The 10,893-nt window shown below is 44.3% G+C and carries 11 protein-coding genes; 7 read left to right on the top strand and 4 right to left on the bottom strand.

Features of this window, described 5'->3' with window-relative positions:
* Positions 1-242 precede the first annotated feature (242 nt).
* The 4 genes from ACHA99_RS06900 to ACHA99_RS06885 form a co-directional block, all read right to left on the bottom strand.
* Positions 243-1,154: an ABC transporter ATP-binding protein gene (locus tag ACHA99_RS06900; protein WP_105252836.1), complete on the bottom strand. Its 912-nt coding sequence runs from the start codon at positions 1,152-1,154 to the stop codon at positions 243-245.
* A complete protein-coding gene (locus ACHA99_RS06895) occupies positions 1,151-1,981 on the bottom strand; it encodes an ABC transporter permease subunit (RefSeq protein ID WP_113938767.1) in 831 nt (276 codons plus the stop codon). Before ACHA99_RS06895 ends, ACHA99_RS06900 begins: the two co-directional genes overlap by 4 nt.
* A gap of 161 nt (positions 1,982-2,142) precedes the next feature.
* Positions 2,143-2,814, bottom strand: coding sequence for a YceH family protein (locus tag ACHA99_RS06890; RefSeq protein ID WP_113938766.1), 672 nt, complete (start codon positions 2,812-2,814; stop codon positions 2,143-2,145).
* Positions 2,815-2,947: 133 nt separating this feature from the next.
* Positions 2,948-3,790 carry a S1 RNA-binding domain-containing protein gene (locus ACHA99_RS06885; protein WP_105252833.1) on the bottom strand — a complete coding sequence of 281 codons (843 nt, stop codon included), beginning with the start codon at positions 3,788-3,790 and terminating at the stop codon, positions 2,948-2,950.
* A 597-nt stretch (positions 3,791-4,387) separates the two neighbouring features.
* Here ACHA99_RS06885 and ACHA99_RS06880 point away from each other — a divergent pair.
* From ACHA99_RS06880 to ACHA99_RS06850, 7 genes are all read left to right on the top strand, one after another.
* The gene (locus ACHA99_RS06880; RefSeq protein WP_011846564.1) at positions 4,388-4,540 is read left to right on the top strand and encodes a hypothetical protein; all 153 of its coding nucleotides are present in this window, start codon (positions 4,388-4,390) and stop codon (positions 4,538-4,540) included.
* A gap of 487 nt (positions 4,541-5,027) precedes the next feature.
* Positions 5,028-6,941, top strand: a complete 1,914-nt coding sequence (speA, locus tag ACHA99_RS06875) for a biosynthetic arginine decarboxylase (protein WP_028760330.1) — start codon at positions 5,028-5,030, stop codon at positions 6,939-6,941.
* Between the two features lie 159 nt (positions 6,942-7,100).
* Positions 7,101-8,042, top strand: coding sequence for an adenosylmethionine decarboxylase (locus tag ACHA99_RS06870; RefSeq protein WP_393941842.1), 942 nt, complete (start codon positions 7,101-7,103; stop codon positions 8,040-8,042).
* A gap of 28 nt (positions 8,043-8,070) precedes the next feature.
* On the top strand, positions 8,071-8,709 hold the full coding sequence (pdxH, locus tag ACHA99_RS06865) for a pyridoxamine 5'-phosphate oxidase (protein WP_263144601.1): 639 nt from the start codon (positions 8,071-8,073) through the stop codon (positions 8,707-8,709).
* Positions 8,710-8,777: 68 nt separating this feature from the next.
* Positions 8,778-9,230: a YaiI/YqxD family protein gene (locus ACHA99_RS06860; protein ID WP_393941828.1), complete on the top strand. Its 453-nt coding sequence runs from the start codon at positions 8,778-8,780 to the stop codon at positions 9,228-9,230.
* A gap of 155 nt (positions 9,231-9,385) precedes the next feature.
* Entirely contained in the window at positions 9,386-9,961 is a 576-nt protein-coding gene (locus ACHA99_RS06855) for a YceI family protein (RefSeq protein WP_263179642.1), read from the top strand.
* A gap of 176 nt (positions 9,962-10,137) precedes the next feature.
* Positions 10,138-10,494 (top strand): DUF3802 family protein, encoded by a 357-nt coding sequence (locus ACHA99_RS06850; protein WP_028760326.1) that lies wholly within the window; start codon positions 10,138-10,140, stop codon positions 10,492-10,494.
* The last annotated feature ends 399 nt before the right edge of the window (positions 10,495-10,893 follow it).

The following is a 10,893-nucleotide window of genomic DNA, read 5'->3' as shown; positions in this document are numbered from 1 at the left end:
GTTTTATTGACAGGCTTGTGAAGCTTTTGGTGATTGTGTGTTGCTAAAGTAAGTACAAGTTTGTCGGATTGAGTGGTGGGCTGATTTTACTGGGCGAAGTGACTGACTTAATTTAAAGGCTTATTGAAAGCCTTAGTTTAAAACCTTAGTTAAAAGGCCTAAGCGCAAGGCGTATTGCGCTTAGGCTATGGATTGAACACTATTCAACCGTTGGGTGATGAGAAATCCCTTTTAACGCTTGCCTATGAAAAGAGTGTTTCTTCCAGAGTGCGACCTTTCAGCAGCATCTTGTATTGCCATTGATGCTGATTGAAGAGGGCGAATAGGCGCATCTCAATATCACTGTTGTGCGCTTTTTCTGTATTTGTGTCTAGCTGGATAATAAACACATTGCTTTGTTTTGAGCTGATGTTCACCACTCCCGCCAGTTTTGCCACTTCCGCTTGCAATGCATCGCTGTCACAGTTTTGCATGGTTAACGTCAGGTAATCGCTGTCGGTCGACGCATGCATTGACACCGCTTGACTCAGTTGGCCTTTATCTAAATACAACACTTGATCGCACAGCTTTTCGAGCTCATCGAGATTATGGGAGCTGATCATAAAAGTTGTGGTGGGTGATAAGGCTTTAACCAGTTCACGGACTTTTTTTGCATTGGCAGGGTCGAGTCCCGCTGTCGGTTCATCTAATAATACTAATTCTGGCGAGCCAATCAGCGCCTGCGCAATCGATACACGTTTACTCATACCGTGGCTAAGGCTAGGCGGTTTTTGCTCGGCAACATCAATTAGATCGACCAAGGCCAACACGCGCAGTGCCTCTTGCTTTGCTTGCTCTAGGTTCATGCCCTGCAGGCGAGCGAAAAATATTAACTGACTGACAATCGTCAAGTTGGGATCGAGTACTGCATCCTGGGGTAAAGCGGCAATCTTGCCTAAGAGTTTAGGGCTATTGGGGGCTTCACCGAGTAGGGTTATGGTTCCAGAGCTGGGTGATAAATAGCCGCATAACAGGCTAAAAAGTGTGGTTTTACCCGCGCCATTGGGACCGACAAGGGCGATGGGGGCACCCGCTTCAAGACTGAAGCTCACATCATTCAGCGCCTTTTTACTGCCGTAAAGCTTCGACAGCCCTTGGCATTGGATCAGACTCATAGCGAGCTCCTTTGCATATAAATTCTGCCGAGCAAGAGAGCCACAGCGGTTTGTAACAGTGGAATAGGGGCATAGACTAAGCTATTGAGTCCATTGGTATTGAGCATGTCCGACAGTTGAGCACCGGGTAATACCCACTGGAGTTGTGCTAGTAGGCTAGATTGATTAGCTAACACCACGATAGTGATGGAAATCACCGTCCATAAAATGGTGGCAAACACCATAGCTTGGCGTGCCGTGCGCGCATACAGGGACAATAAAGTCATCACTGCCGTGTAGGGCAAGATCACTATGATGAGGTTAAGGCCCACTAAGGCGCCAGACGTTAACGCTGATAAAAACAGTTGGCTGTCGCGGCTGAGCGCGAGGGCGACAGTGGCGATAATCGTTAATAGGATCAGTAAACCTTGGATCAGAATTTGGCCGAGAAAACGGCCGAACAATAAGCTGTCACGGCTAGTGCGTATGGTTAAAAAGCGCAGCGTGCCGCGGGTTTTATCCGATGAGAACTGATCGGCGGCGATAAGAATACTGAACAGTGGAAACAAATACAGCGCAAAACACCAAAACACTGCCATTTCGGCCACGGGCCACTCAAAGAGCACATTGAGGGTATTGGCACCAAATAAGCTGTCGATGATATCTTTTACATTGGGCTGCAATAACATGGCCGATGCACTTTGAATGGGGTAAAGCAGAAGTACACCCCAAACTAAACCAAAGGCGACCAAGGCGATGATCCCGCGGGTATTAAATAAAAATTTGCGCAGTTCAAACATGGCGATAATAAACATGTTGTTGAAACTGCTGGGTGGATTATTGGTCATGTGCTGTCTCTATTCTTTTTTGCGCTAGGTTCAGGGGCTATGGTGCTTGGCGCGGTTAAGTTTCTCACCCTTGGGTAGACAGTGGATTGGTCCATAAGTGCCATGTTGCTCACATAGCACTTATTATCCATCGGTATTTATCAGTCATTATCTATCGCTAATTAGCTCAATGAGGCGATTAATTCATCGAGCTTTTGCGTCAGTTCGGCGACTTGTTGTTCAAGCTCTGTCACTCTGTTCACTAATTCAAGCGGCTCTGCGTCTACAGATACAGCGACATGGGCTAAGGTATGACTTGTGCTATGGGATTGACTAGCACTTTCGTGCGATGACGCTGCAGAGAATAATTCCACATAACGGGATTCACGGCGACCAGCTTCTCTGGGTAATTGTTTTAAGAAGGGCTTTTCACGGCTCATTAATTGGCGGATGCAATCTTCCACGTCGATCACGTCTTTAAATTCGTGTAGGCGATTGCTGCGGGTCCGTAGTTCTCCCGGTGTTTGTGGACCACGTAATAGCAACAAACAGACGATGGCGAGTGCGGCGGGTGACAGTTGAAGTTCGCTGAATTCGGTATTGCAGAATCTGTGCTTGTATTTAACGACGCGGCTGCCGAATCCCGACTGTTCGCTGATCAAACGTTTCCGATTTAGGGAATCAACGGCGATTTGCACTTGGGTTTCACTGAGTTCGAGTACGGGCTCGCGGCTGGTTTTTTGATTGCAGGCTAAGGTCAAAGAGTTTAGCGAGAGTGGATATTGCTCAGGGGTGGTGATTTCTTTCTCAAGCAGGCATCCGATGACTCTGGCTTCGTGTAACGTGAGTTCCATATAAGCTCCAAAGAAAAAAGCATGGCTTTGTTTATAACAGAGCCATGCTTAATATCCTAGGAGTTGTCAGTCAAACTCTGCCTTAGTGGCGGTAAACTGTACAATTTTAACGCTAAGTCCTGAATAGAGTTGATTATTCTGCTGTTTCAGTTAAACGCAGACCATCATTATCTATGCTCAGTTGGCCATTCTTAAATAAGCCACCTATGGCTTTTTTGAAGGCTTTTTTACTCATACCAAGCTGATCGTAAATGATTTCAGCATCGGTTTTATCGGTCAGGGCTAAGAAGCCGCCAGCCTGTTTGAGTTTGATCAGGATAATGTGGGCGTGCTTATCTAACTCTTGTTTACTGCCTTGTTGCAGCACAAGATCGATTTTGCCGTCGCGGCGCACTTGTTTGATGAAACCTTTGAGTCTTTGGCCGAAACGCAGTTTTTGGAACACTTCGTTTTCGTAAATCACGCCCCAATGGGCATGATTAATAATGGCTTTGTAGCCTAAATCTGTGGTGCCGCCGATGTATAAATCGACCTGCTCACCCACTGTGTAGTCTGGCTCAGTCTTATCGAGGAACTTATCGATTTTTGATGAGGCCATGATGCGTTCATCGGCGCGGTTGGCGTGTACATAGACCAGATATGAGCGGCCTTCTTCGATAGGCTTATGTTGCTCACCGAAGGGCAGTAATAAATCTTTATCTAAGCCCCAGTCTAAAAAGGCGCCATAAGGGCCGGTTGCAACGGCTTTTAAATAGGCAAATTCGCCTACCTGTGCCAATGGACGGCGAGTGGTAGCAATCACGATATCTTCAGAATCTAGATACAGAAACACGTCAAGCAGATCACCGACTTGGCAGTCTTTTGGGGTGACTTTGTTTGGCAGCAGTACTTGCCCTAATTCGTGGGCGTTTAAATACACGCCAAAGCTGACTTGTTTTACAACCTCAAGTTTGCAGGTTTTACCTATCTGTACCATGGATCTCTCTGTGCATAATGGAATGTGATTCGGTTGCGATTATACACTTCGGTGCTGAAACTGCAGCATTATTGTCTTTGAGCTTTATCTTAGCATGTGTGAGCCGTCACTCAGCGCAGGCTTAACCACGCATTGTGTCTCGGAGGAACCACTGATTTGTGGCGGGTTTGGCGCTGTGATATTGGTTGTTTGGCTTTGCTTAATGTTGGCAAATGTGTATCACTTGAGTGACACACAAAAATCAGGGATATTTGCAGGGGTAAATGTCAATAAAAGTGACAAAGGTGATATAAAAAATATTGAACAGACTTGTACGACGTTTATGGGTTAACTAACTAATATTACTCTATTTAAAACCAATGGGTGGCGGGTGGTTGTTAAGCAAGTGTTTATTATATTTTAATGCAAAAGATTAAATGAGATTCTTGCTTGCATTCTGTGACATTGCGCGGTTTAATTGCGCCGTTCAACGATTCCGCTCGTTGCAGACATTACAAATATTACGTGAGTAATAAAGGTTTTATGGTTCACCAGTCATTAACCGTGTAATTGACAACATATCGATTTACATGGGGTTAAGAGGGTTTTTATTAGCTAATGCACAAGCATCCATTTTTTGCACTTTGCCTAAAAGTGTCACAATGCCAACGCTCGATTGTCGTACCATACGATGATACTGGCCTTAAGCATCTCACGTTGATCCGCATCAATTCTGGCCGCGAAGAAGCCAATAGTCCCCTGTTAAAATAATCTTGCCTAGCGATAAGCTGGTTTGGCGTTTTCGCTAGTTCAGTGTTATCGGTTTTCGTTTTCTACTTGTGTTATCGGTTTCTGAAGGTCTTAACCTCTTTCAAACGTCTTTAAGCTACTTATTAGCTTGATGTTTTAAGGATGCGACTCAGGATCTTATTTGGCTTTTTGGCGGTATTTGTGCCCTTTAGCCTGAGGATAAATGCAAGCGAGGCAAGTAAAGATAGCTTTACTGAGGTAAGGGAATAAGCTTTCCCTTCAATATGATACGATGTATTGCGCTAAGATGCGTTGTCTCTTGCGCTATTAATGAAAATCGCAGCAATGTCACTTACACTAGCGTGACGTTGCGGCATTAAGGAGAAGGTAAAATCTACCTTCGTGTATGTCAGGTAAGGTGTCCCTTTGCCTGGGTTTGTCGAACGGGCGGTTGTGCTATTAAGCCATAACCGTTTAACCCATTTTTTAATAGACGGGCTAAATAATAATGAATGATTGGTCTATTGATGATGCTCGTGCTGGGTACAATGTTACTCACTGGAGCCAAGGTTTTTATGGGATTAGCGATCAAGGTGAGGTGACTGTGTCACCGGACCCCAAAAATCCTGATTACAAGATTGGCTTAAATGAGCTAGCCAAAGACATGGTTAAGGCGGGAGTCGCTTTACCTGTACTAGTTCGTTTTCCGCAGATCCTGCACCACAGAGTGAACAGTTTGTGCCAAGCATTCGACCAAGCGATACAGAAGTACGAGTATCAGGCGGACTATTTGCTGGTTTACCCGATTAAAGTAAACCAACAGCAAACTGTGGTGGAAGAGATCCTGGCGAGTCAGGCATCAAAAGAAGTACCACAACTGGGTTTAGAAGCGGGCAGTAAGCCTGAGCTGATGGCTGTGTTAGCCATGGCGCAAAAAGCCAGTTCAGTCATTGTATGTAATGGTTATAAAGATAATGAATATATCCGTTTAGCACTGATTGGTGAAAAGTTAGGCCACAAGGTTTACATCGTTTTAGAAAAACTGTCTGAACTGAAAATGGTGTTAGCTGAATCTAAACGTCTGGGTGTGACACCGCGTTTAGGTCTACGTGCACGTTTAGCGTTCCAAGGCAAAGGCAAGTGGCAGGCGAGCGGCGGTGAAAAATCTAAGTTCGGTTTATCTGCTGCGCAAATTTTGTTGGTTGTAGAGCAACTTAAGCAACACGATATGCTGGATTCGTTGCAATTGCTGCATTTCCACTTAGGTTCGCAAATCGCTAATATCCGTGATATTCGCCAAGGTGTGAGTGAAGCGGGTCGTTTCTACTGTGAATTACGTGAATTAGGCGCAAGCGTTAACTGCTTCGACGTCGGTGGTGGTTTAGCGGTGGATTACGATGGCACTCGTAGCCAAAGTAATAACTCGATGAACTATGGCCTGACCGAATACGCCAACAACATAGTTAACGTATTGACTGACATCTGTAATGAATACGAGCAACCTATGCCACGTATTATTTCAGAATCGGGTCGTTACTTAACGGCGCACCATGCTGTGCTTATCACCGATGTTATCGGTACTGAAGCTTATCAGCCTGAAGATATTCAACCGCCAGCGGAAGATTCACCACAGTTATTGCATAACATGTGGCATTCATGGTCTGAGATCAGCGGCCGCGCCGATCAACGTGCTTTGATTGAGATTTACCACGATAGCCAAAGTGACTTACAAGAAGCGCATTCGCTATTCGCTTTAGGTCAATTGACCTTAGCGGAGCGTGCGTGGGCTGAGCAAGCTAACCTGCGTGTATGTCATGAAGTGCAAGGGCTATTGAGTGCGAAAAACCGTTATCACAGACCTATCATTGATGAACTCAATGAAAAGTTAGCCGATAAGTTCTTTGTTAACTTCTCATTATTCCAGTCATTACCGGATGCTTGGGGTATTGACCAAGTGTTCCCAGTATTGCCGTTATCGGGCTTAGATAAAGCCCCTGAGCGCCGTGCTGTCATGCTCGATATCACCTGCGACTCTGACGGTATTGTCGATCAATACGTTGATGGTCAAGGGATTGAAACCACGCTGCCAGTGCCAGCATGGAGTGCGGATAGCCCATACCTGATTGGTTTCTTCCTTGTGGGTGCATACCAAGAAATCTTGGGTGATATGCATAACCTGTTTGGTGATACAAACTCAGCAGTGGTTCGCATCGAAGATAATGGTGTGACTAACATCGAATCTGTATTGGCGGGTGACACGGTTGCTGACGTATTGCGTTACGTTAACTTAGATGCGGTGGCCTTTATGCGCACTTATGAAGAGTTAGTGAATCTGCATATCGCCGAAGGTGAACGCGCACAAATTTTAGAAGAATTGCAACTAGGGCTGAAAGGCTATACCTATTTAGAAGATTTTTCTTAATTTATAGCGTGTTAAAATAAATCAGCCTTGGGTAACCTCGGCTGATTTTTGTTTTTATAAGGACAGATTTTTCGCTTTTATTGCCGTTTTAGTCGTGTAAAATCGCGTTGTTCTAGGATCAAGTAAAGGATGAGTGACGAGCATGAGGTCAAAGGGTTGATGTTTTTTGAAGGTTCAGAAAAAAAACTCGAGATTATCGTGACGGCGTCTGCGCCGAATTTACGAGAACTCGATGTGAGTTTTTGGTCTGCCTTAGTCAACTGTGCCCACGCTGAGATACTGTCGCAGTTAAGTAATGCGGACTGTGATGCTTATCTGTTGAGTGAATCCAGCTTGTTTGTATGGCACGACAGATTTGTCATGCTCACCTGTGGTAACAGTACCTTAGTGGACGCCGCTTGTTATTTTATCGACGCGCTTGGCGTGCCTGCCATGGCCTTGGTGAGTTATCAGCGTAAAAACGAATACCAAGCTCATCTGCAAACCACGAATTTTGCCGAGGATATTGGCAAATTGCGCCAACGTATCGCCGGTAAAGCCTTTCGAGTGGGCCATCTCGACAGCCATCATCACTATTTTTTTTGCTCTGACAGTGATTATCGAGCACCAAAGGATGATCAAACTAGTGAGCTGTTGATGTACCACATTCGTGGCGAATTTGCTGACTATCTTAATGGCGGCTCGCAGAGTAAAGATGAGATTTGCACTGCACTCGAACTTAACGATTTACTCCCTGAATTTGAGATTGACGCCCATTTATTTGATCCGTCAGGCTTTTCGATGAACGGTATTTGGGGCAAATATTATGTTACTTTGCATATTACGCCTCAAAGCGAGAATGCGTGCGCTAGCTCCTATGTGAGCTTTGAAACGAATCTGGATTTAGCGCAGTATCCGCAAGATCTATTAGCGCGTCTATTAACCTTGTTTGCTCCTGTCAGTTGGGACACAATCCGCTTTAATACCGACGACTCAACGCAGGGATTTCCTGCCCATTTATGCTTAGGGCGGTGTTCATTAACGACCGAGCAAGGTTATGACATTGGTTTTAGCCACTATCAGCAGCTTCAGGCTGAAGTGCTGATCCCTGAACTCATGTGAATTTTTGGTGTTTGCTTAAGGAAACCCTATGACAGATCTCAGTGATATCCGCCGCGAGTATGCCAAAGGCGGCTTAAGACGTGCCGATTTACCGCAAAACCCGATGGATTTGTTTGAACTGTGGATGACGCAGGCGAGGGATGCAGAGCTTAGCGATCCCACCGCCATGTGTGTGGCGACTGTGGATGAGCACGGCCAACCTTTTCAACGAATAGTATTACTTAAGCGTTTTGATGACACAGGTTTCGTATTTTTTACTAACCTTGGCAGCCGCAAAGCACAGCAAATTGCTGCTAATAATAAAGTCAGTTTGCATTTCCCTTGGCATCCTCTAGAGCGTCAAGTATCAGTGCTTGGAGAAGCGCAGGCACTGTCCACCGCTGAAGTGCTTAAATACTTTATGACCCGTCCTAAGGACAGCCAAATTGCGGCTTGGGTATCGCAGCAGTCGAGTAAACTCAGCGCTAGACAAGTACTTGAAGGCAAATTCTTCGAAATGAAAGCTAAGTTCGCCAAGGGCGATGTGCCTTTACCTAGTTTTTGGGGCGGTTACTTAGTGAGACCTTCGAGTATCGAATTTTGGCAGGGTGGAGAACATAGGCTGCATGATCGTTTTATGTATACCCGCCATGATGCAGAGTGGGAAATCGATCGTTTAGCGCCATAGTACGGCGCATAGTTCGATAGCTCAACATAGAACTGAGCTCGTGAACCTAACAACAGAGTTAAAAGACATTGAGTGATTATAAAATTTGGGTTGATGCGGATGCATGCCCTAATCCTATCAAAGAAATCCTGTTCCGGGCGGCGGAGCGCAAAGCCCTGCCGCTGGTGCTGGTGGCTAATCAAATGATCCGCGTACCGCCATCTCCCTATATCAGCCAAATTCGAGTCGGTGCGGGATTTGATGTGGCCGATCAATATATTGTCGATCATGTTGAACCGACGCATTTAGTGATCACCGCGGATATTCCCTTAGCGGCTTTAATCATTGAAAAGGGCGCCTTGGCGCTCAATCCCCGTGGCGAGCTTTATACCGTCGATAACATAAAACAAAAGCTGACGATGCGCGATTTTATGGAGGATTTGCGCGGTTCTGGCGTGCACACCGGCGGGCCTGATTCGTTTTCTCAAGTGGATAAACAGGCTTTTGCCAATAGCTTAGATAAATGGTTAGTGCGCGTATGAATCATAGTTTACTGGTCGCTAATGGATAAACAGAGTATCTTTAGCTTAAGTTAGGTGATATTGATCACGTTTAACTGGGCAGGATTTTAGCCTGTTGCGGATGTCGATTTTCTTTACGGCATGGCTTTTAAACTCACTCTTTAAGGACGGATACGATGAAAAAATGGATGGGAATTGTCGCCTTATCTGCTATGGCCAGTTTTAGCTGTGCCGCGCAATGGCAAGTGATGGAACAAGATTCGCGAGTCAGTTTTATTTCGGTAAAGAAAGGTGATATAGGTGAAGTCCATCACTTTAAACAACTCAAAGGTACGCTAAAAGATAACGGTCAATTTGAATTAACAATTCCACTAATCGGTGTGGCAACGGGTATTGATGTCCGCGATGAGCGGATGCAAAATTTGTTATTTGAAGTGTCTTTGTATCCAGAGCTGAAACTGTCATCACAAGTAGACCCTAAGATACTAAAAAATATTGGCGTCGGTGAGAGTAAAGTTTTTGATATTGATGGAAAAATTGCGTTACACGGCAAATCGCAAACTAAGGCTTTTTCGGTGATTATCACTAAAGTTTCTGATAACAAACTTTTAGTGAACAGTTTTCAACCGATAATTGTTAATGCCAATGAGTTTGATCTTGTGGCTGGGATTGATAAATTACGTGAAATTGCGGGTTTATCGAGCATTAGTCAAGCTGTTCCTGTGTCATTTGTACTAACCTTAACTCAGTAACTTCAATAAGATTGGTATAGATCAATACGTCTGTTATCGAAGATAGGCTAGAGTTAAATAAGTGGCGTATGCTAGATCTTGATATGAAGCCGAGCTTTTGGCTTCTTTGATATTTTCTGATGTGCTATTAATAGCATCACAATAGATATTAAGTTAATGAGTTTAAAGGGTAAAAAATGGTCACAGATAAAGATGGTTACATGCATTTGGTCCAGTATTTAACTGAACATCTTGGCTTATTTGAAACACCAGGTTCAGAGGTAGTTTCAGACGATACTGTGATGGAATTATTTGAAGAGCAATTGTCGGCACAGATCATTATGGTGTGTGGCCAAAATCCATCGTTGTCTTTTACGCAACGTAATGTGATTATCCGTGAAGTGGATGCAATTGTGTATGATTTAGAAGAGATTTTAGCTTCAGTTGCCAACCATAAAGCGACTCCAGCACAGACTTTATTTATTACTGAGTTTTCTAGTTTGATTAAGAATTTGTTCGATCAAGAAATCGCTAAACTTCAAGTGAGTGCTTAGTCAGAATAGCAATTAGATTATCTATTAATGCGTGATTTCAGGTAAGTCACGACTAATACTAATTTTTAGCGGCGTAAATCATCATCGTTTGAGTACCATGTGTTTCCTCACTCTTATTGTTAAGCTCGAGCAGTCGTAGCCTTGAGTGTGAGGTAAATATCTGCTCTTTGCTTCACCTCATGTTATTTTGTATGGTCACCATTTTTCATCGAGTTCTGCGACTAAGTTTTGTTGCTGGGTTATGCGAGTTATCGCTGTGGATTCGCTCCTTTTGGCGTCATTTGCATTGCTAATGTGTATGTATAAAATGGTGTTAGCTTAAAATAAAAAGCCCATCTTTCCCGCATTTATGTCATTGTCTGTGTATCTTTAGTGTATGAGCTTTAACTATTTTTCCCT

Origin of the sequence: Shewanella sp. S23-S33, from assembly GCF_043359565.1 — a bacterium.
GTDB classification, from domain to species: domain Bacteria; phylum Pseudomonadota; class Gammaproteobacteria; order Enterobacterales; family Shewanellaceae; genus Shewanella; species Shewanella oncorhynchi.
Note: the sequence above shows the minus strand (reverse complement) of the source record. Positions and strands in the feature narration are given on the sequence as shown.

Bases quoted from the DNA above. Each gene is read 5' to 3' on its own strand.
- ACHA99_RS06900 (WP_105252836.1), bottom strand. From the start codon at position 1,154: ATGAGTCTGATCCAATGCCAAGGGCTGTCGAAGCTTTACGGCAGTAAA.
- ACHA99_RS06895 (WP_113938767.1), bottom strand. From the start codon at position 1,981: ATGACCAATAATCCACCCAGCAGTTTCAACAACATGTTTATTATCGCC.
- ACHA99_RS06890 (WP_113938766.1), bottom strand. From the start codon at position 2,814: ATGGAACTCACGTTACACGAAGCCAGAGTCATCGGATGCCTGCTTGAG.
- ACHA99_RS06885 (WP_105252833.1), bottom strand. From the start codon at position 3,790: ATGGTACAGATAGGTAAAACCTGCAAACTTGAGGTTGTAAAACAAGTC.
- ACHA99_RS06880 (WP_011846564.1), top strand. From the start codon at position 4,388: ATGCACAAGCATCCATTTTTTGCACTTTGCCTAAAAGTGTCACAATGC.
- speA (WP_028760330.1), top strand. From the start codon at position 5,028: ATGAATGATTGGTCTATTGATGATGCTCGTGCTGGGTACAATGTTACT.
- ACHA99_RS06870 (WP_393941842.1), top strand. From the start codon at position 7,101: ATGTTTTTTGAAGGTTCAGAAAAAAAACTCGAGATTATCGTGACGGCG.
- pdxH (WP_263144601.1), top strand. From the start codon at position 8,071: ATGACAGATCTCAGTGATATCCGCCGCGAGTATGCCAAAGGCGGCTTA.
- ACHA99_RS06855 (WP_263179642.1), top strand. From the start codon at position 9,386: ATGAAAAAATGGATGGGAATTGTCGCCTTATCTGCTATGGCCAGTTTT.
- ACHA99_RS06850 (WP_028760326.1), top strand. From the start codon at position 10,138: ATGGTCACAGATAAAGATGGTTACATGCATTTGGTCCAGTATTTAACT.